This window comes from Salmonella sp. A7 (genome assembly GCF_020181675.1).
GTDB classification, from domain to species: domain Bacteria; phylum Pseudomonadota; class Gammaproteobacteria; order Enterobacterales; family Enterobacteriaceae; genus Salmonella; species Salmonella enterica.
The window spans coordinates 4,608,543-4,629,694 of sequence record NZ_CP084001.1; the positions used below are offsets into that span (position 1 = coordinate 4,608,543).

Consider the following 21,152-nt stretch of genomic DNA (forward strand, 5'->3'; position numbering starts at 1 on the left):
AAACGAAAGAGAAAGGAAGAACATTCATGCCTTTAAGCGCACAACAATTAGCCGCACAGAAAAATCTATCCTATGTTCTGGCTGAAAAGCTGGCGCAGCGGATATTAAAGGGTGACTACGCCCCCGGTACGATTCTTCCCGGCGAAATAGAACTGGGCGAGCAGTACGGCGTAAGTCGAACGGCAGTTCGCGAAGCGGTGAAAACGTTGACGGCTAAAGGTATGGTGCTACCCCGTCCGCGCATTGGTACGCGGGTGATGCCGCAGGGAAACTGGAACTTTCTGGATCAAGAGCTGCTGACCTGGTGGATGACGGAAGAAAATTTTCATCAGGTGGTAGATCATTTTCTGGTGATGCGTATTAGCCTGGAGCCGCAAGCCTGCCTGCTGGCGGCGACTCTTGGCACACCGGAGCAGAAAGCGCGGCTTAATGCCTTAATGGAAGAGATGGTCGCGCTGAAAAAGCATTTTAAGCGTGAACGATGGATTGAAGTGGATATGGCGTGGCACGAGCATATCTACGAAATGAGCGCCAATCCCTTTCTAATCTCTTTTGCGACGCTATTTCATTCGGTTTATCACACTTACTTTACCTCAATCACCTATAACGAGGTGGTAAAGCTGGATTTGCACCAGGCCATTGTTGATGCCATCGCTGATGGCGACGGCGAACGCGCTTTCCAGGCCTGCCAGGCGTTGTTAATAGCGCCTAATGAGAGACCAGATAATTAACAGGATATTGAATGACCAGCAAAAAAGCGCGCAGTATGGCTGGCCTGCCGTGGATCGCGGCGATGGCCTTCTTTATGCAGGCGCTAGACGCCACCATTTTGAATACCGCTTTACCGGCTATTGCGCATAGCCTTAACCGTTCACCACTCGCCATGCAGTCCGCTATTATCAGTTATACCCTGACAGTAGCTATGTTAATTCCGGTAAGCGGCTGGCTGGCTGACCGCTTCGGTACGCGTCGCGTCTTTATGGTTGCCGTAAGTCTGTTTACGTTAGGCTCGCTGGCCTGCGCGCTCTCCAGTTCACTATCTGAATTGGTTATTTTTCGCGTCGTACAAGGCGTCGGCGGAGCGATGATGATGCCAGTGGCGCGGCTTGCGTTATTGCGAGCCTATCCGCGTAGTGAGCTGCTGCCTGTTCTTAACTTTGTCACTATGCCGGGGCTGGTAGGTCCGATTCTGGGGCCGGTATTAGGCGGCGTACTGGTGACCTGGGCAAGCTGGCACTGGATCTTCCTGATTAATATTCCCATTGGTGTTGCAGGCATTCTGTATGCCCGCAAATATATGCCCAACTTCACCACGCCGCGTCGCAAGTTTGACATGACCGGCTTCTTTCTTTTTGGGTTAAGTCTGGTTTTATTTTCCAGCGGAATGGAACTGTTTGGCGAAAAGATTGTGGCGACATGGATCGCATCCGCCATTATTTTTTGCAGTATCGTTCTACTATTGGCTTATATCCGCCACGCCCGCCGTCATCCGACACCGTTAATATCACTATCGCTGTTTAAGACACGCACATTTTCCGTCGGTATTGCCGGCAACCTCGCCACGCGTCTGGGGACAGGCTGCGTACCTTTTTTGATGCCGTTAATGCTACAGGTTGGTTTTGGCTACCCGGCTCTGATCGCCGGCTGCATGATGGCGCCGACGGCTTTGGGTTCTATTATCGCGAAATCGACCGTAACGCAGGTTTTGCGACGTTTGGGATACCGGAAGACTCTGGTCGGCATTACGGTATTTATCGGTCTGATGATTGCCCAGTTTTCGTTTCAATCTCCCGCCATGCCGATCTGGATGCTCGTGCTGCCGCTATTCATTCTTGGAATGGCGATGTCCACTCAATTTACGGCAATGAATACGATTACTCTTGCGGATCTGACGGACGATAATGCCAGCAGCGGCAACAGCGTTCTGGCGGTTACGCAGCAATTGTCTATCAGTTTAGGCGTGGCGATCAGCGCGGCGGTGCTACGTATTTATGAAGGTTTTGCGGGCACCAGTACCGTAGAACAGTTCCACTATACCTTTATCACGATGGGGGCGATCACTATCGTGTCCGCGCTGATGTTTATGCTGCTAAGAGCCAAAGACGGCAACAATCTGATTAAAGAACGGCATAAATCTAAACCGACCCACGCACCGTCAAAACCGGAGTAAGCTGAAGTCGCTGTTGTTGCAAGGCGGGCTGCGCCATCCGATGAATCAACACATCAATAGCCAGCTCGCCCAATTCATCTTTCGGCTGATGGATAGTCGTCAGCGGCGGCGTCATATAGCGCGCCAGCTCAATATCATCATAGCCAATGACCGCCATATCCTGCGGAATACGAAGCCCCGCCTGATATAGCGCCTGATAGGCACCGACAGCCATCGCATCGTTTCCGGTAAAAACCGCTTGCGGTCGCTGTTGATGAGCGAGTAACGCCTGCATGGCGTCAAAGCCGCCGCCAAATTCAAAATCGCCGGTGATCTCATAGCCTTGCGGAATAGCCAGCCCTGCGCGTTTCATCGCCGCCCGATACCCTTCCAGCCGCAAACGCGCTGGCGTTTTGTCCAGCGGGCCTGTAATACAGGCTATTCGGGTAAATCCTTTATCGATAAGGTGTTGGGTCGCAAGATCGCCGCCTAACAACGAATTATCCTGAATGAGATCGCTATCGCCCTCACCATCAAACGGCGACCAGTCCATCATGACGGTAGGAATAGACGGATAACGCTCCATGATTTCCCGAGAAGGCTGATGCGTTTCGGTACACAGCAGCAGTAAACCGTCTACCCGTTTTTGCATCAGCGTCTCCAGGTTACGGTTCATCCGTTGCTCGTCGCCTTCGGTATTGCACAGCACCAGACTATAACCGCGCTCAAAACAGCTTCGCTCAACGCCGCGCACCAGTTCGGAATAAAAAGGGTTGGTACTGGCGGTAATTAGCATACCAATCGTGCGGGTCTGGTTTAACTTGAGGCTTCGCGCCAGCGCGGAAGGCGCATAGTTAAGTGATTTAATCGCCGCTTCAACTTTTTCGGTTATCGTCTCACTCACAAAGCGATCTTTGTTAATAACGTGAGAGACCGTCGATGTAGAGACTCCCGCCAGGCGGGCAACATCTTTCATAGTAGCCAAGCGTTACCCCTGCTGATGTAAAAACGCTTCTATCTCTTCGCGCCACGGAACGGAAGGTTGAGCGCCTTTACGCGTTACGGCAATCGCGGCGGCGGCATGGGCAAAGCGAATCGCTTCCGGCAACGGCGTCTCCTCCAGTATCGCGGTGATAAAGGCGCCGTTAAACGTATCTCCGGCGGCAATGGTATCGACAGCCTCAACGCTAAATCCAGGAACGCGGCGGCCCTCGCCGTCTACGCTGGCCCAGACGCCACGGCTTCCTAAGGTAATTAATACGGTTCGAATGCCTTTATCATGCAAAACCTGCGCAGCTTTCGCGGCATCGTTGTCATTTTCCACACGCACGCCCGTCAGCTTTTCAGCTTCCGTTTCATTTGGCGTGATGATGTCCACCAGCGCCAGCAGTTCATCCGGTAGCTCACGGGCAGGCGCCGGGTTAAGCGCAACAGTAGTATGATGTTGATGGGCGATTTTCGCCGCCGCCAGTACGCTTTCCAGCGGCGATTCCAGCTGCATCAGTAACGCATCCGCCTGCGCGATACGTTCACGTTGCGCATCAACCAACGCCGGCGATAACGCGGCATTCGCTCCGGCATGAATACCGATGACATTCTCGCCTTCGCCATTAACGAAAATCAGCGCCACCCCGGTAGACTCGCCTTTAATGACGCTAACTGGCGCGATATCAATACGATCGCTGACTAATTGTTTACGAATACTGTCGCCAATATCGTCATCGCCCGTGCAGGCGATAAACGCAATATTTGCCCCGCTACGTCCCGCAGCAACCGCCTGATTCGCGCCTTTCCCGCCAAACGCGACCTGATAATGGCTACCGGTTACCGTTTCACCCGGGGTAGGGAAGGACTCAAGATTAAGGATATGATCGGCATTAATGCTGCCAAGGACGATGAGATTACCTGCGGTTTTCATATTCGGGGTTCCACGTCAAAGTGCGCCACCGGTTAGGGTGGCGCGTGCCCTGCTTTTCTTTTTTTTACGTTCACCTCAGCGGAGGCTCGCGTATTTCTGTCGCCATCAGGCCATAGTTGACCCGTGTCGTTTATTACTGCTTGATGACCAGTTTCAGGTCAACCGGATATTTGGCCTGAACTTTTTCGCCTTTCAGCACCTTATCCGCCACCTCAACGCCTTTGGCGCCGATTTGATCCGGTAACTGAGCGATAGTCGCTGCCAGTTTGCCATCTTTTACGGCCTTTTCGCCATCCGGCGTACCGTCAAATCCAACCACCATCACATCTGCTTTACCGGCAGTTTGCAGCGCGCGCAGTGCGCCCAGCGCCATTTCATCGTTCTGGGCGAAGACAGCCTGAACATCCGGATGCGCGGTCAACAGGTTCTGCATGACGTTCAGACCCTTAGTACGGTCGAAATCGGCAGGCTGGCTGGCCAGGACATTAAATTTGTGAGCGGCTACCGCCTGCTGGAAACCTTCGCCACGCTCACGCGCCGCAGATGTTCCGGCAATGCCTTGCAACTCAATCACTTTAGCGCCTTCGCCAGCTTTTTTCGCGATATAGTCGCCAGCGATCTTACCGCCCAGCACGTTATCAGACGCGATATGGCTGACGACATCGCCTTTGGTTGCCTGGCGGTCAAGCGTGATAACCGGAATCTTCGCCTGGTTCGCCATCTTCACCGCGTTACCCACCGCATCGGAGTCAGTCGGGTTGATCAGCAGAATTTTGGTCCCGCGAACGGTTAAATCCTGCACGTTCGCCAGCTCTTTGGCAGGGTTGTTCTGGGAGTCCAGCACCACCAGGTTATAACCCAGTTTATCCGCCTCTTTTTGCGCCCCGTCTTTTAACGACACGAAGAAGGGGTTATTGAGGGTAGAGATCACCAGCGCAATGGTGTCTTTCGCCATTGCATTCGCGCTCACGGTGGCGCTCAGCGCAACAGCAGATACCAGGGTAGCCAGTTTTTTCATGTTCATATTTCAGATGTCCTGTAGTCGTTGTTACTGCTTTTTGTTGTCTACCAGTACCGCCAGCAAAATCACCACCGCTTTGACGATCATCTGGTAATAGGAGGAAACACCTAACAAATTCAAACCATTATTAAGGAAGCCGAGAATCAATGCGCCGATCAATGTCCCAACAATGCGTCCTTTACCGCCAGCAAGGCTGGTGCCGCCCAGCACCACGGCGGCAATAGCATCCAGCTCATAGCCGGTACCCGCCGTCGGCTGCGCGGAAGAGAGGCGCGCCACTTCAATGATGCCCGCCAGCGACGCTGTCAGGCCGCAAAGTGAATAGACGATAATTTTCACTTTGCTCACGCTAATGCCAGACAGGCGCGTCGCCGCTTCGTTACCGCCCAGCGCGTAGATATAGCGTCCCAGACGGGTGTGATGCAGCATATACCAGGCGGCGATAAAGACGATAGCCATGATCCAGACTGGCGTAGGAACGCCCAGCGGACGGCCGATACCGAACCAGCCAAACAGATCGGCGTTATCGGTAAAGCCGGTGTTGACCGGGCTACCGTCTGTGTAAACCATCGTCACGCCGCGCAGTAGCAGCATCATCACCAGCGTAGCGATAAACGCCTGTACGCGGCCTTTCGCGACGATAACGCCAGTAACGGCGCCAATCGCAGCGCCCAGTGCCAGCGCGGCGGCAACCGCGACCAGCGCATTCACTTCAACGCCGACGATTGAAGCGGCAACCGCGCCGGTGAGCGCCAGCAGGGAACCGACGGACAGATCGATCCCCGATGTCAGAATCACCAACGTCATCCCTACCGCCATAATGGCGTTGACGGAGGTCTGTTGAAGAATATTGAACAGATTATTAACGGTAAAAAAGTTGGGGCTCAACGTCGAAACAATCGCGATCAACACCAGCAGGGCAATGAGCGACTTCTGCTCAAGAAGCCACGCTTTAGTGAAATAACGGCGACCAGAAACAGCCTGGGTTGTCATCTTTTTTACTCCTGATTCACGCGATTAAGCTTGCCCACTGCGGCAGCCATTAACACTTCCTGGGTGGCCTGCTCGCGAGTAAATTCACCGCTGAGATGCCCTTCATGCATGACGATGATGCGATCGCTCATGCCTAATACTTCTGGCATCTCAGATGAGACCAGAATGATGCTCAGGCCGTCGGCCTTAAACTGGTTGATAAGCTGATAAATCTCTTTCTTGGCGCCGACGTCCACACCGCGGGTCGGCTCGTCGAGAATGAGCACTTTCGGGCGCGTCATCAACCCGCGGGCAATCGCCACTTTTTGCTGATTACCGCCAGAAAGCAGGCCTATCGCCTGTTCCATTGACGGTGTCTTGACGTTGAACAGACGGATAAAATCCCCCACCGCCTGTTGCTCATCTTTGTGTTTCAGGCTTCCGCCAGCGCGGCTGAAATAGTCCAGCGCCGTCAGCGACATATTCTCTTTAACTGACATGCCGAGCACCAGTCCATCGCGCTTACGGTCTTCAGAGATATAAACGATGCCATTGGCCAGTCCGTCCTGCGGAGAACGCGTCACCACTTCGTGTCCATCAAGCGTCACGTAACCGCTGGTTCGCGGCATCGCGCCGTACAATACTTTCATCAGCTCGGTGCGACCGGCGCCCATCAGGCCGGAGATGCCAAGAATCTCGCCTTTTCGCAGCACAAAAGAGACATCATTCACGCCCGGTCCGCACAGATTATCGACCTTGAGGCGAATCTCACCCGGCGCGTTATCCAGATGCGGGTACTGATCTTCCAGCTTACGTCCCACCATCATTTCGATAAGAGAATCTTCGGTCAACGTGGCCACTTCACGCTCGGCGATAAATTGCCCATCGCGGAAGACCGTCACGTCATCGCAAATTTCGAAAATCTCTTTCATACGGTGAGAGATATAGACAATGCCGCGCCCCTGCGATTTTAATTCGCGGATAACGCGGAACAGAGATTCGGTTTCAGTGTCGGTCAGCGCATCGGTCGGTTCATCCATAATGATGACTTTGGATTCGAAGCTCAGCACTTTGGCGATTTCCACCATTTGCTGATCGCCGATAGAGAGTTCGCCCACCAGCTTATCGCTCTTAAAGCGCAGATTGAGTTTGGCTAAGAGCTGGTCGGCTTCGGCATACATCTTTTTCCAGTCGATTTTGCCAAAGCGATTCACAAATTCACGGCCCAGGAAGATATTTTCCGCAATGGTCAACTGCGGAATCAGGTTCAGTTCCTGATGAATAATGCCGATCCCGGCTTCCTGAGACGATTTAGGCCCGTTAAAGGTGGTCTCTTTACCCAGCCATAACAACGATCCCGCATCTCGCGTATAGATGCCGGTTAATACTTTCATCATGGTGGATTTTCCGGCGCCGTTTTCCCCCACCAGCGCCATAACGCGGCCAGGATAAACGTTTAACGCGGCGCCGGAGAGAGCCTTCACGCCGGGGAACGCTTTATCGATCCCTTTGAGTTGCAGTAATGCGTCCATAGCGGCCTCAGAAAGTGACGCCAGCGCAAAGAATGACGTTCGCATACGGGGAACACTCCCCGCTGCGAATCACCGCCTGACTGTCTGCAGTCAATTTTTTGAATTGTTCGTGTGTCGTATAACTAATTTTTATGGTGTTTCCCTGGTGTTGCTGCAGTTGCTCAAGGTGAGTGAGCAACGTTTCGTGGAGCTGCGGATTCTGTTGTTTGATTTCCGTTGCAAGAATCGCCGCCTCAACCTGCATTTCCCGGGTCACAACATCCACCACCTGCATAAAAGAAGGTACGCCCTGGGTTAGTGCCATATCGATACGCGCGGTGCTATTCGGGATAGGTAAACCCGCATCACAGACCACCAGAGTATCAGTATGCCCCAGACGGGAAATGACCGACGAGATTTCAGAGTTGAGTACGGTGCCTTTCTTCATTTTTCTGCTCCACTAGCGAAACGTTTCGCTGGCCGCATTGTAACCCTGGATGTGTTCATAAAACCATCATGACGTAACAGAATTGTGATCGCCGTCGAAACGTTTCGCTAGCGGAAATCAGGCGATTATCGTGTGGGAATCTACGGATTGGCCAGGCCGGGTAAGCCAACGCGGCCCCCGGCATGGTGATGGGAGGTTAAATCTCGACCTGCGTTCCTAACTCAATCACGCGGTTAGGCGGGATCTCGAACTGATCCGGCGCGCGCAGAGCGTTACGTTGCAGCAACAAATACAGTTTACCGCGCAAACGCAAATACCACGGGCGTTTGCCGACAATCAACGACTCGTGCGACATAAAGAACGACGTTTCCATCATCCGACAGCTAAGCCCTTCCAGACCGCAGCGGTGGAACACCTCTTCAACGTTTGGCGTTTCGCGCCAGCCGTAGCTGGCCACCACGCGCCAGAATGTCGGAGACAACTGCTCAATCTGCACCCGGCGAACGTTATGCACATAAGGCGCATCTTCCGTACGCAACGTCAATAAGATTACGCGCTCATGCAACACTTTGTTGTGCTTCAGGTTATGCAATAAAGCAAAAGGGATCACACTGAGCGCGCGCGACATGTATACGGCAGTACCCGGCACCCGAACCGGCGGTGACTTCTCCAGTGAAGCAATCATCGCTTCCAGCGAATTACCGTGTTCATGCATACGACGCAACAGACGGAAACGCTCGCTCTTCCAGGTGGTCATGATCGTGAACATGATCAGACCCAGGCTCAGCGGCAGCCAACCGCCGGACAACAATTTGTCGAGGTTAGCCGAGAACAGCGGGATATCCACGCACAGGAACGCGATGAGGATCAGCGCGACAAAATATTTGTTCCAGTGCCAGTTCTTACGCGCCACGGTCGTAGAAAGAATAGACGTCAGCACCATCGTGCCGGTCACGGCGATACCATAGGCCGCCGCCAGGTTGCTGGAGTGCTCAAAGCTAACAATAACAACCACGACCGCGAAATAAAGCAGCCAGTTAACGAAAGGGATATAGATCTGACCGGACTCCATCTCGGAGGTATGGATAATGCGCATTGGCGACAAATAGCCAAGACGCACGGCCTGACGCGTCAGCGAAAAGACGCCGGAAATGACCGCCTGGGAGGCGATCACCGTCGCCAGCGCGGCCAGAATCAGCAGCGGAATTAACGCCCAGTCCGGCGCCAACAGGAAGAAGGGATTTTTAATCGCTTCCGGATGCTTTAGTAGCAATGCGCCCTGACCAAAGTAGTTCAGTACTAACGACGGCAGTACCACGGTAAACCACGCCAGGCGAATCGGGAACTTACCGAAGTGTCCCATATCGGCGTACAACGCCTCTACGCCGGTAATCGACAGCACCACCGCGCCCAACGCAATAAATGATACGGTTTTATATTCAAGGAAAAAACGTACCGCCCAGACAGGATTCAGCGCATGTAACACTTCGGGATTGGCGATAATACTGCGCAGGCCAAGTACCGCCAGGATTAAAAACCAGGTCAGCATAATCGGCGCAAAAAGTTTCCCTACCATTCCCGTACCGTGCTTCTGAATCATAAACAACAGAGTCAGCACAATAATGGAGAGCGGGACAATCCAGGTATCCAGCTGCGGCGCGACAATCTCCAGGCCTTCAATCGCCGACATCACCGAAATCGCCGGCGTAATGACCACTTCGCCATAGAAAAAGCTGCCGCCTATCAGTCCCATGATAACTAACATGGATGTAGTGCGCGCCGAGGTATTACGCCCGGCAAGCGACATCAGCGTCAAAATTCCACCTTCACCCGCGTTATCGGCGCGCATCACGAAGGTGAGATATTTGATGGAAACCACAAAGATGAGTAGCCAGAAGATCAGCGACAGAAAACCAAACACGGCATCTCGTTCAACGCCAAAACCAAACTGACCGGACAAACATTCACGAAGCGTATAAAGCGGGCTGGTACCAATATCACCGTAGACAACCCCAATAGCTGCGAGGGTAATCGCAGGCAACGATTGCTTATTATCAGTGCTCATAGACTCATCTTTCGTTTATACACGTCACCCTTCACGCTACCTCCTTGTCGGCTGCATTCGCTTACCCCAGTCACACGTTGAATGTTAGTGCCAGGGGATTCACTCCTTTGCCGCCTTGATGTAGTTTGAATGAATGAGTGTATAGATATGAAATGTGTGCTTAGTCCCTTGGCCCACAAAAAAGCGCACAGTATGCACGATTAATCATAAAATCGTACCCCTAAATGAAGCCAGATTAACCTGGCTCAAAGAAAAATAAACAGCGCATCAGACGATTATAGCCCCGGTGGTGAAACGTCTATACTCGCAATTAGCATGATCCATTTGTCGAAAGGACGCCTCTTTATTATGGCTCACCCACATTTATTAGCGGAAAGAATTTCCCGTCTGAGCAGCGCCCTTGAGAAGGGGCTGTATGAACGTAGTCACGCCATACGCCTTTGCCTACTGGCGGCGTTAAGCGGTGAAAGCGTCTTTTTGTTGGGCCCGCCCGGTATCGCCAAGAGTCTGATTGCCCGCCGCCTGAAGTTTGCTTTCCAGCGCGCCCGCGCTTTTGAATATCTGATGACACGCTTTTCCACGCCGGAAGAGGTTTTTGGCCCGCTCTCTATTCAGGCGCTGAAAGATGAAGGTCGCTATGAACGCTTAACGACCGGCTACCTTCCCGAAGCCGAAATCGTTTTTCTGGATGAAATCTGGAAAGCCGGGCCCGCTATCCTGAACACATTGCTGACCGCCATTAACGAACGCCATTTCCGCAACGGCGCATTTGAGGAAAAAATTCCGATGCGGCTGCTGGTGGCGGCCTCTAACGAACTGCCCGAAGCGGACAGCAGCCTGGAAGCCTTGTACGACCGAATGTTGATTCGCCTGTGGCTGGATAAAGTTCAGGATAAAGCCAATTTCCGCTCCATGCTGGTTAGTCAGCAGGATGAGAGCGATAACCCGGTCCCCGCCTCGTTACAGGTTAGCGACGAAGAATATCAACAGTGGCAAAAAGATATCGGCGCGATTTCACTCCCTGATCCGGTCTTTGAGCTGATATTTACTCTGCGCCAACAGCTGGATAATTTGCCGAATGCGCCTTATGTCTCCGACCGTCGCTGGAAGAAAGCCATCCGCCTGTTACAGGCCAGCGCCTTCTTTAGCGGACGCGACGCGGTTGCGCCGATTGACCTTATCCTGCTAAAAGATTGCTTGTGGTATGACGCGCAGAGTCTGAATCTCATGCAACAGCAACTGGAAATATTGATGACCGGACACGCCTGGCAGCAGCAGGCCATGCTGACTCGCCTCGGCGGTATCGTCCAGCGTCGCCTCCAGTTGCAGCAACAGCAAAGCGATAAAACCGCCTTCACCGTCATTAAAGAAGGCGGTATGTTCAGCCGCCGCCCGCATTACACTTTACCGCCGGAAGCCAGCGCGTCAACGTTGACGTTATTGCTACAAAAACCGCTAAAACTGCATGATATGGAAGTGATCCATATTACCTTTGACCGCAGCGCGCTGGAACTTTGGCTGACCAAAGGCGGCGAGATCCGCGGCAAACTGAACGGGATCGGCTTTGCCCAAACGTTGAATATGGAAGTCGATAACGCTCAACATTTGGTGGTGCGCGACATCAGTCTACAAGGTACCCGTCTGGCGTTACCGGGAGCGGCTGAAGACAGTATGCCTGCGGAGATCAAACAGCAGCTGGAAACGTTAGAAAACGACTGGCGCCAGCAGCATACCCGCTTCAGCGAGCAGCAACATTGCCTGTTTATTCACAGCGACTGGTTAGGGCGCATTGAGGCCAGCCTGCAGGATGTAGGAGAACAGATCCGCCAGGCGCAACAATGCTGACGCTGGATACGCTAAATACCATGCTGGCCGTCAGCGAAGAGGGAATGGTCGAAGAGATGATCCTTGCGCTACTGGCTTCCCCACAGCTGGTCATTTTCTTTGAAAAGTTTCCGCGTTTAAAAAACGCCGTGACCGCCGATCTCCCGCGCTGGCGGGAAGCGCTACGCAGCCGTCTTAAAGACGCACACGTTCCGCCGGAACTCATGGAAGAGGTCATGTGTTATCAGCAAAGCCAGCTTCTCTCTACACCACAGTTCATCGTGCAACTGCCGCAAATACTGGCGTTGCTTCACCGCCTGCATTCACCGTATGCCGCGCAGGCGAAGCAGTTGACGGAGAGCAACAGTACCTTTACCCCTGCGCTACACACGCTTTTTTTGCAACGCTGGCGGTTAAGTCTGGTGGTGCAGGCCACCACGTTAAACCAGCAACTACTGGAAGAAGAGCGCGAGCAGTTGCTGAGTGACGTTCAGGAACGGATGACGTTGAGCGGGCAACTGGAACCGACGCTAGCGGAAAATGATAATGCCGCAGGCCGCCTGTGGGATATGAGCGCGGGCCAGCTTAAACGTGGTGATTATCAACTGATCGTCAAATACGGCGAATTTCTCGCCGCCCAGCCGGAGCTAATGCAACTGGCGGAACAACTGGGACGTTCGCGGGAAGCCAAATCGGTACCGAAAAAAGACGCGCCGATGGAAACCTTTCGTACACTGGTACGCGAACCCGCTACGGTGCCGGAGCAGGTTGACGGTATTCAGCAAGGCGATGATATTCTGCGCCTGTTGCCGCCAGAGCTGGCGACGCTCGGCATCACCGAGCTGGAATATGAATTTTACCGCCGGTTAGTGGAAAAACAGCTCCTCACCTATCGCCTGCATGGCGAAGCGTGGCGTGAGAAAGTGACCGAACGGCCGGTAGTACACCAGGATGTCGACGAGCAGCCGCGCGGACCGTTTATTGTCTGCGTCGATACTTCAGGCTCGATGGGAGGATTTAACGAGCAGTGCGCAAAAGCGTTCTGCCTGGCGTTGATGCGCGTTGCGCTGGCGGATAACCGCCGCTGCTTTATTATGCTGTTTTCCACTGACGTTGTGCGTTATGAACTCTCCGGCCCGGAAGGTATTGAGCAAGCCATCCGCTTTTTAAGTCAACGTTTTCGCGGCGGCACGGATATCGCCAGCTGTTTTCGCGCCATTATTGAAAGAATGCAGGGACGGGAATGGTTTGATGCCGATGCGGTGGTCATTTCAGATTTTATCGCCCAGCGCTTGCCGGATGACGTGGTGAGCAAAGTAGGAGAGTTGCAGCGTCTTCACCAGCATCGATTCCATGCGGTGGCGATGTCGGCGCACGGCAAACCCGGCATCATGCGCATTTTCGATCATATCTGGCGCTTTGACACCGGGATGCGAAGCCGCCTGCTGAGACGCTGGCGGCGCTAACGGCTTATAAAATAGCAGGAATGCTTTCGCGAACCTGCGCGGGCCATACGCCGCACTGCACCTGACCAATATGCGGCAATTGCAGCAGCAACATCGTCAGACGCGACTGCCCAATCCCGCCGCCGATGGTCTGCGGCATTTCGCCGCGCAGCAGCGCCTGATGCCACTCCAGTTGCAGACGATCTTCATCACCGGTCAACGCCAGCTGGCGCATCAGCGTATCGGCATCTACGCGGATACCCATAGAGGAAAGCTCAAACGCATCTTCCAGCACCGGGTTCCACACCAGGATATCGCCGTTCAGACCGGCGTAGCCCAGCTCAGATGCGGAGCTCCAGTCATCATAATCCGGCGCGCGTACATCATGGCGGTGGCCATCGCTCAGTTTACCGCCGATCCCCACCAGGAAAACGGCGCCAAGTTCTTTGGCGATCGCGCGTTCGCGCCCTTTCGCATCCAGATCCGGGAAACGCGCCAGCAGTTCCTGACTGTGAACAAAATGGATCTGATCCGGCAGGAACGGCGCCAGACCAAACTCTTTACTGACCGCGGCTTCGGTAGCTTTAATTCCTGCCCATATAGCCTCTACTGTGCTTTTCAGGGTGGAAAATTGGCGCTCGCCATCGCCCATGACACGCTCCCAGTCCCACTGATCCACATAGACCGAGTGGAGCGGAGAGAGTCGGTCTTCATCGGGGCGAAGGGCTTTCATGTGCGTGTACAGCCCTTCGCCCGCGCTGAAGTCATGTTGCCCCAGGGTTTGACGTTTCCACTTCGCCAGTGAATGCACCACTTCGAACTGGGCGTCAGGCAACGCTTTCACTTTTACCTGCACCGCTTTTTCACAGCCGGACAAATTATCCTGCGTACCATCCCCTACGCGACTCAGGATCGGCGCCTGGACCTCAATCAGACCCAGACGCTCCTCCAGCTGGCGAGAGAAATGTGATTTCACGAAGCTAATTTGACGTTGTTTGGCAATGTAAGCGGTTTTCATTTTTTTACTCCTGCGTCCTGTTGCCTATGATTAAGCAACAAAACGAGAGCACTATTCAATAATCAACAGATAAAAAGCTAACTTCGATTTTGATTCGTTAAAAATAATGGCTAAAATAGAGATAATCATTAATCTGCATAAGAAAAAGCGATGGAAAATTATCAGATCGACAATCTGGACCGCGGCATACTTGACGCCTTAATGGAAAATGCCCGCACCGCCTACGCCGAACTGGCCAAACAATTTGGCGTTAGCCCTGGAACCATTCACGTTCGCGTCGAGAAAATGAAGCAGGCCGGGATTATTACTGGCGCACGGATTGACGTCAGCCCCAAACAGCTGGGCTACGATGTGGGCTGCTTTATTGGCATCATTCTCAAAAGCGCCAAAGACTATCCCTCCGCACTGGCCCGGCTGGAAAGCCTGGATGAAGTGACGGAAGCGTATTACACCACCGGTCACTACAGCATCTTTATAAAAGTGATGTGCAAATCAATCGACGCGCTTCAGCACGTACTTATCAACAAGATCCAAACAATTGATGAAATTCAGTCCACTGAGACACTGATCGTCTTGCAGAACCCGATCATGCGCACCATCAAGCCATGATCGGCTTTTTTAATCCCACATTTTTCCACAGGTAGATCCCAGCTCGTTCACAGAGTACAATGCAGCCTCTTTACCTGAGCGAGCGATCAATGGCAGACATTACTCTTATCAGCGGCAGCACCCTGGGCGGCGCCGAATACGTCGCGGAACATCTGGCGGAAAAGCTGGAAGCTGCCGGTTTTTCAACCGAAACGGTGCACGGTCCGTTATTAGAGGATCTGTCAACTTCCGGGATCTGGCTGATAATCAGCTCAACGCACGGTGCCGGAGACATTCCGGACAACCTGACCCCTTTCTATGAAGACCTTCAGACGCAGAAACCCGATCTTTCCGCGGTACGTTTCGGCGCAATTGGCATTGGTAGTCGAGAATACGACACGTTTTGCGGCGCGATTGAGAAAATAGAAGCGGAACTGAAAGACGCTGGCGCAAAACAGGTTGGGGAAACACTGAAGATCAACATCCTTGAACATGAGATTCCGGAAGATCCAGCGGAGATTTGGCTCGGATCCTGGATTAATTTACTCAAATAAGTGTAAAGATCGTGCGATCCATTGTGGATAAATCTGGTGGAAAGCTTGGATCAACCGGTAGTTATCCAAAGAATAACCGTTGTTCACTTTTTGAGTTGTGTATAAGCACCCGTTTTGATCCCAGCTTATACGGACCACGATCACCGATCATTCACAGCTAGTGATCCTTTCCAACGCATTGATCTTTATTACAGGATCCGGGTTATCCACAGCCTGGCGCGATCCTAATAAGAGATCACAATAGAACAGATCTCTAAATAAAAAGATCTTCTTTTTAATAGCCCGGATCCCGGGGCTTTCTCCATCGGCTAAAGTTGAGTAGAATCCACCGCCCGGGCTTCAATCCATTTTCACACCGCGTTATGCGAGGCAATTACCATGTTTTATCAGGATCCTTTTGACGTCATTATTATTGGCGGGGGTCATGCAGGCACTGAGGCCGCGATGGCCGCGGCGCGTATGGGTCAACAGACTCTGCTTTTGACACACAATATTGACACGTTGGGACAGATGAGCTGCAACCCGGCGATCGGCGGTATTGGAAAGGGACATCTGGTAAAAGAGGTGGATGCGCTCGGCGGTCTGATGGCGAAAGCGATTGATCAGGCAGGTATTCAGTTTAGGATACTAAACGCCAGCAAAGGTCCGGCCGTTCGCGCTACCCGGGCTCAGGCGGATCGAGTCTTATATCGCCAGGCGGTGCGTACCGCGCTGGAGAACCAGCCGAACCTGATGATCTTCCAGCAAGCGGTTGAAGATCTGATTGTCGAAAACGATCGCGTTGTCGGCGCTGTGACCCAAATGGGGCTCAAATTCCGCGCGAAAGCGGTGGTGCTGACCGTCGGAACCTTCCTGGACGGCAAAATTCATATTGGTCTGGATAACTACAGCGGCGGTCGTGCTGGCGATCCGCCATCCATCCCGCTATCTCGCCGTCTGCGTGAGCTTCCGCTACGCGTCAGTCGCCTGAAAACCGGCACACCGCCGCGTATTGATGCGCGTACTATCGATTTCAGCGTGTTGGCTCAACAGCATGGCGATAACCCGATGCCGGTTTTCTCGTTTATGGGGAATGCTTCTCAGCATCCGCAACAGGTGCCGTGTTACATCACGCATACCAATGAGAAAACCCATGACGTGATTCGTAATAACCTCGATCGTAGCCCAATGTACGCTGGCGTGATCGAAGGGATCGGCCCACGCTACTGTCCTTCGATCGAAGACAAGGTGATGCGTTTTGCCGATCGTAACCAGCATCAGATCTTTCTTGAGCCGGAAGGACTGACCTCTAACGAGATTTACCCTAACGGTATCTCCACCAGCCTGCCGTTTGACGTGCAGATGCAGATTGTCCGTTCCATGCAGGGTATGGAGAACGCGAAGATCGTTCGCCCTGGTTACGCGATTGAGTACGATTTCTTCGACCCGCGCGATCTGAAACCGACACTGGAAAGTAAATTTATTCACGGCCTGTTCTTTGCTGGTCAAATCAACGGTACTACCGGCTATGAAGAGGCTGCGGCGCAGGGCTTGCTCGCTGGTCTGAATGCCGCGCGTCTTTCCGCCGACAAAGAGGGCTGGGCGCCTGCGCGTTCTCAGGCTTATCTCGGCGTGCTGGTGGACGATCTCTGTACGCTGGGCACCAAAGAGCCGTATCGCATGTTTACCTCCCGCGCCGAATATCGCCTGATGCTGCGTGAGGACAACGCCGATCTGCGTTTGACCGAAATGGGCCGCGAGCTGGGTCTGGTGGATGATGAACGCTGGGAGCGCTTCAACGAGAAGCTGGAAAATATCGAACGCGAACGTCAGCGGCTGAAATCGACATGGGTAACGCCGTCTGCGGAATCCGCCGATGAAGTGAATGCGCATTTGACCACGCCTCTCTCCCGTGAGGCCAGCGGCGAAGATCTGTTGCGTCGTCCGGAAATGACCTACGCGCAGCTCACTTCGCTTGCCGCATTCGCGCCTGCGCTTGAAGATGAGCAAGCCGCTGAGCAGGTGGAAATCCAGGTCAAATACGAAGGGTATATCGCTCGCCAGCAGGATGAGATTGAAAAACAACTACGTAACGAGAATACGTTGCTGCCTGCCACGCTGGATTATCGTCAGGTTTCCGGTCTGTCGAACGAAGTTATCGCCAAGCTGAACGATCATAAACCGGCGTCTATCGGCCAGGCATCGCGTATCTCCGGCGTTACGCCAGCGGCAATCTCCATTCTGCTGGTATGGCTGAAAAAACAAGGTATGCTGCGTCGTAGCGCTTGATAACACTAATTTGGCGGGGGCGCTTCGCTTGCCCGCCCTACAAATTTGTAGGCCCGATAAGCGAAAGCGCATCGGGCATTTGATTATTAACAGGTAATGACCGTGCTCAACAAACTCTCTCGTCTGCTGGCTGATGCCGGTATTTCTCTTACCGATCACCAGAAAACGCTGCTGGTCGCCTACGTTGATATGCTGCACAAATGGAACAAAGCATACAACCTGACGTCAGTGCGGGATCCCAACGAAATGTTGGTACGCCATATTCTCGACAGCATAGTCGTTGCGCCGTATCTTCAGGGACAGCGTTTTATCGATGTAGGAACAGGACCGGGGCTGCCGGGCATCCCGCTGGCTATTGTTCTCCCTGACGCGCATTTCACCTTACTCGACAGCCTGGGCAAGCGGGTACGTTTTCTGCGTCAGGTCCAGCACGAACTGAAACTGGAAAACATCACGCCGGTTCAAAGCCGCGTTGAAGCCTATCCCTCCGAACCGCCGTTTGATGGCGTTATCAGCCGCGCTTTCGCATCGTTGAATGATATGGTGAGCTGGTGTCATCATCTGCCGGGAGAGAAAGGGCGTTTTTATGCCTTAAAAGGGCAATTGCCAGGGGATGAAATTGCCTCACTACCTGACGATTTTAGCGTCGAATCTGTTGAAAAATTACGCGTTCCGCATCTGGAAGGCGAGCGGCATCTGGTGATTATTAAGTCAAACAAAGTTTAATTTTTATCAAAAAAAATAGAAAAAAAACGACGCGGCTTGTGTTAAAAATCGACAGGTATAACGCATTTCAGCGTTGTTACATTTAACTCTGGATTTACGGTTTCGTTTCAACATGACAACGTCGCTTCTTTTGTTAAAACAGAGAGTAATCAACTTTGTAAATATCAGTCTGCTAAAAATCGAATCGAAAAATCACTTTTGCTTGTTAAATTTTTATTATAAATGTCAATGGGGCGTTTTTAAGGTGTAAGCTGGTATTTTTAAAACAGTACCTGGTTTTACGCTTAAATATCAAAAAGATGAAAAGGCATGAATTGACACGTAAATGAATTGCGTAAGCATGAATATGTTTAATGTGTGATCTGGTGCACGCTTTATCGCCAGTGTTTTCGCGCTATTTGCAGTTTTGTACGATCGTTCACACTTTGGCTAAAAGTTAAAAATGCGGGCCAGAGAAAAATATTTAAACATTTATTCACCTTTTGGCTACTTATTGTTTGAAATCACGGGGGCGCACCGTATAATTTGACCGCTTTTTGATGCTTGACTCTAAGTCTTAAAGAACGTTTTATACGACACGCGGCATACCTCGAAGTGAGCAGGAGTAAAAACGTGATGTCTGTGTCGCTCGTGAGTCGAAACGTTGCTCGTAAGCTTCTGTTCATTCAGTTTCTGGCGGTAATAGCAAGTGGATTGCTGTTTTGCCTCAAAGACCCCTTCTGGGGCATCTCCGCAGTATGTGGGGGATTGGCAGTGGCACTGCCTAATATGTTGTTTATGATATTTGCCTGGCGTCACCAGGCGCATACACCTGCTAAGGGCCGCGTGTCCTGGACTTTCGCCTTCGGTGAAGCCTTCAAGGTGTTAGCGATGCTGGTTTTACTGGTGGTGGCGTTGGCGGTTTTAAAGGCGGTGTTTTTGCCGCTGATCGTTACGTGGGTTTTGGTGCTGGTGGTTCAGATACTGGCGCCGGCTGTAATTAACAACAAAGGGTAAAAGGCATCATGGCTTCAGAAAATATGACGCCGCAGGAATACATAGGACACCATCTGAATAACCTTCAGCTGGACCTGCGTACTTTCTCGCTGGTGGATCCGCAGAACCCCCCAGCCACCTTCTGGACGCTCAATATTGACTCCATGTTCTTCTCGGTGGTGCTGGGTCTGTTGTTTCTGGTGATGTTCCGTAGCGTTGCTAAAAAAGCGACCAGCGGCGTGCCAGGCAAGTTTCAGACCGCGATTGAGCTGATAGTCGGCTTCGTTCATGGCAGCGTCAAAGACATGTACCATGGCAAAAGCAAGCTGATTGCGCCGCTGGCCCTGACGATTTTCGTCTGGGTATTCCTTATGAACCTGATGGACTTACTGCCTATCGACCTGCTGCCGTATATCGCTGAGCATTGGCTGGGTCTGCCGGCAACGCGCGTGGTGCCGTCTGCTGACGTCAACATCACCCTGTCGATGGCGCTGGGCGTATTCATCCTTATTCTGTTCTACAGCATCAAAATGAAAGGCATCGGCGGCTTCGCTAAAGAGTTGACGCTGCAGCCGTTCAATCACTGGGCGTTCATTCCTGTCAACTTAATCCTTGAAGGGGTAAGTCTGCTGTCCAAACCGGTTTCTCTCGGTCTGCGACTGTTCGGCAACATGTATGCCGGTGAGCTGATTTTCATTCTGATTGCTGGTCTGTTGCCGTGGTGGTCACAGTGGATTCTGAATGTGCCGTGGGCCATTTTCCACATCCTGATTATTACGCTGCAAGCCTTCATTTTCATGGTTCTGACGATTGTCTATCTGTCGATGGCGTCCGAAGAGCATTAATTTACCAACACTACTACGTTTTAACTGAAACAAACTGGAGACTGTCATGGAAAACCTGAATATGGATCTGCTGTACATGGCTGCCGCTGTGATGATGGGTCTGGCGGCAATCGGTGCTGCGATCGGTATCGGCATCCTCGGGGGTAAATTCCTGGAAGGCGCGGCGCGTCAACCTGATCTGATTCCTCTGCTGCGTACTCAGTTCTTTATCGTTATGGGTCTGGTGGATGCTATCCCGATGATCGCTGTAGGTCTGGGTCTGTACGTGATGTTCGCTGTCGCGTAGTAAGCGTTGCTTGAATTAAGAGCAATATCAGAAGGTTAACTAGATAGAGGCATTGTGCTGTGAATCTTAACGCAACAATCCTCGGCCAGGCCATCGCGTTTATTCTCTTTGTCTGGTTTTGCATGAAGTACGTATGGCCGCCGTTAATGGCAGCCATCGAGAAACGTCAGAAAGAAATTGCTGACGGTCTCGCTTCTGCTGAACGAGCACATAAGGATCTTGACCTTGCAAAGGCCAGCGCGACCGACCAGCTGAAAAAAGCGAAAGCGGAAGCTCAGGTAATCATCGAGCAGGCAAACAAACGCCGCGCTCAGATCCTGGACGAAGCCAAAACTGAAGCAGAGCAGGAACGTACTAAAATCGTGGCGCAGGCGCAGGCGGAAATTGAAGCCGAGCGTAAACGCGCCCGTGAAGAGCTGCGTAAGCAAGTTGCTATCCTGGCTGTTGCTGGCGCCGAGAAGATCATCGAACGTTCCGTGGATGAAGCTGCTAACAGCGACATCGTGGATAAACTTGTCGCTGAACTGTAAGGAGGGAGG

The 21,152-nt window shown here is 52.5% G+C and carries 20 protein-coding genes; 12 read left to right on the top strand and 8 right to left on the bottom strand.

The window, feature by feature from the left end; all coding sequences use genetic code 11:
• Positions 1-26: 26 nt before the first annotated feature.
• Positions 27-731 (top strand): FadR/GntR family transcriptional regulator, encoded by a 705-nt coding sequence (locus LCS67_RS22320; RefSeq protein WP_001131144.1) that lies wholly within the window; start codon positions 27-29, stop codon positions 729-731.
• 11 nt (positions 732-742) lie between these two features.
• The gene (gene mdtD / locus LCS67_RS22325) at positions 743-2,170 is read left to right on the top strand and encodes a multidrug transporter subunit MdtD (protein WP_000202071.1); all 1,428 of its coding nucleotides are present in this window, start codon (positions 743-745) and stop codon (positions 2,168-2,170) included.
• Here the strand turns inward: mdtD and rbsR are convergent.
• The 7 genes from rbsR to kup form a co-directional block, all read right to left on the bottom strand.
• Complete coding sequence (rbsR, locus tag LCS67_RS22330; protein WP_000224487.1) at positions 2,136-3,134, bottom strand: ribose operon transcriptional repressor RbsR; 999 nt, start codon at positions 3,132-3,134, stop codon at positions 2,136-2,138. The genes mdtD and rbsR overlap by 35 nt on opposite strands.
• Before the next feature lie 3 nt (positions 3,135-3,137).
• Positions 3,138-4,067, bottom strand: coding sequence for a ribokinase (gene rbsK, locus LCS67_RS22335; protein WP_000844733.1), 930 nt, complete (start codon positions 4,065-4,067; stop codon positions 3,138-3,140).
• A 133-nt stretch (positions 4,068-4,200) separates the two neighbouring features.
• Positions 4,201-5,091, bottom strand: coding sequence for a ribose ABC transporter substrate-binding protein RbsB (gene rbsB, locus LCS67_RS22340; RefSeq protein ID WP_001056260.1), 891 nt, complete (start codon positions 5,089-5,091; stop codon positions 4,201-4,203).
• Between the two features lie 24 nt (positions 5,092-5,115).
• Positions 5,116-6,081 carry a ribose ABC transporter permease gene (gene rbsC, locus LCS67_RS22345; RefSeq protein ID WP_000211345.1) on the bottom strand — a complete coding sequence of 322 codons (966 nt, stop codon included), beginning with the start codon at positions 6,079-6,081 and terminating at the stop codon, positions 5,116-5,118.
• Between the two features lie 5 nt (positions 6,082-6,086).
• Positions 6,087-7,592, bottom strand: a complete 1,506-nt coding sequence (gene rbsA / locus LCS67_RS22350; protein WP_000339368.1) for a ribose ABC transporter ATP-binding protein RbsA — start codon at positions 7,590-7,592, stop codon at positions 6,087-6,089.
• Between the two features lie 7 nt (positions 7,593-7,599).
• Positions 7,600-8,019: a D-ribose pyranase gene (rbsD, locus tag LCS67_RS22355; protein ID WP_000715944.1), complete on the bottom strand. Its 420-nt coding sequence runs from the start codon at positions 8,017-8,019 to the stop codon at positions 7,600-7,602.
• A 196-nt stretch (positions 8,020-8,215) separates the two neighbouring features.
• Positions 8,216-10,084 carry a low affinity potassium transporter Kup gene (kup, locus tag LCS67_RS22360; protein ID WP_000102338.1) on the bottom strand — a complete coding sequence of 623 codons (1,869 nt, stop codon included), beginning with the start codon at positions 10,082-10,084 and terminating at the stop codon, positions 8,216-8,218.
• 348 nt (positions 10,085-10,432) lie between these two features.
• Here kup and ravA point away from each other — a divergent pair, with 348 nt between their 5' ends.
• Both ravA and viaA read left to right on the top strand, forming a co-directional pair.
• The gene (gene ravA / locus LCS67_RS22365) at positions 10,433-11,929 is read left to right on the top strand and encodes an ATPase RavA (RefSeq protein ID WP_000940987.1); all 1,497 of its coding nucleotides are present in this window, start codon (positions 10,433-10,435) and stop codon (positions 11,927-11,929) included.
• Complete coding sequence (gene viaA / locus LCS67_RS22370; RefSeq protein ID WP_000956580.1) at positions 11,923-13,374, top strand: ATPase RavA stimulator ViaA; 1,452 nt, start codon at positions 11,923-11,925, stop codon at positions 13,372-13,374. Before ravA ends, viaA begins: the two co-directional genes overlap by 7 nt.
• 4 nt (positions 13,375-13,378) lie before the next feature.
• Here viaA and asnA read toward each other — a convergent pair whose 3' ends face one another.
• The gene (gene asnA, locus LCS67_RS22375; RefSeq protein WP_000845114.1) at positions 13,379-14,371 is read right to left on the bottom strand and encodes an aspartate--ammonia ligase; all 993 of its coding nucleotides are present in this window, start codon (positions 14,369-14,371) and stop codon (positions 13,379-13,381) included.
• Positions 14,372-14,521: 150 nt separating this feature from the next.
• On the opposite strand from asnA, the gene asnC reads away from it, so the two are divergent.
• The 8 genes from asnC (at position 14,522) to atpF (ending at position 21,143) form a co-directional block, all read left to right on the top strand.
• The gene (gene asnC / locus LCS67_RS22380) at positions 14,522-14,980 is read left to right on the top strand and encodes a transcriptional regulator AsnC (RefSeq protein ID WP_000433016.1); all 459 of its coding nucleotides are present in this window, start codon (positions 14,522-14,524) and stop codon (positions 14,978-14,980) included.
• 89 nt (positions 14,981-15,069) lie between these two features.
• On the top strand, positions 15,070-15,513 hold the full coding sequence (gene mioC / locus LCS67_RS22385) for an FMN-binding protein MioC (protein WP_001518982.1): 444 nt from the start codon (positions 15,070-15,072) through the stop codon (positions 15,511-15,513).
• A gap of 378 nt (positions 15,514-15,891) precedes the next feature.
• Complete coding sequence (gene mnmG, locus LCS67_RS22390; RefSeq protein WP_000499876.1) at positions 15,892-17,781, top strand: tRNA uridine-5-carboxymethylaminomethyl(34) synthesis enzyme MnmG; 1,890 nt, start codon at positions 15,892-15,894, stop codon at positions 17,779-17,781.
• Positions 17,782-17,883: 102 nt separating this feature from the next.
• Entirely contained in the window at positions 17,884-18,507 is a 624-nt protein-coding gene (gene rsmG, locus LCS67_RS22395; protein WP_001614677.1) for a 16S rRNA (guanine(527)-N(7))-methyltransferase RsmG, read from the top strand.
• A 615-nt stretch (positions 18,508-19,122) separates the two neighbouring features.
• The gene (gene atpI, locus LCS67_RS22400; protein ID WP_000116685.1) at positions 19,123-19,503 is read left to right on the top strand and encodes a F0F1 ATP synthase subunit I; all 381 of its coding nucleotides are present in this window, start codon (positions 19,123-19,125) and stop codon (positions 19,501-19,503) included.
• Positions 19,504-19,511: 8 nt separating this feature from the next.
• Positions 19,512-20,327 carry a F0F1 ATP synthase subunit A gene (atpB, locus tag LCS67_RS22405; RefSeq protein ID WP_000135632.1) on the top strand — a complete coding sequence of 272 codons (816 nt, stop codon included), beginning with the start codon at positions 19,512-19,514 and terminating at the stop codon, positions 20,325-20,327.
• A gap of 46 nt (positions 20,328-20,373) precedes the next feature.
• Entirely contained in the window at positions 20,374-20,613 is a 240-nt protein-coding gene (gene atpE, locus LCS67_RS22410) for a F0F1 ATP synthase subunit C (RefSeq protein ID WP_000429386.1), read from the top strand.
• Positions 20,614-20,672: 59 nt separating this feature from the next.
• On the top strand, positions 20,673-21,143 hold the full coding sequence (gene atpF, locus LCS67_RS22415) for a F0F1 ATP synthase subunit B (protein ID WP_001052212.1): 471 nt from the start codon (positions 20,673-20,675) through the stop codon (positions 21,141-21,143).
• Positions 21,144-21,152: the final 9 nt, after the last annotated feature.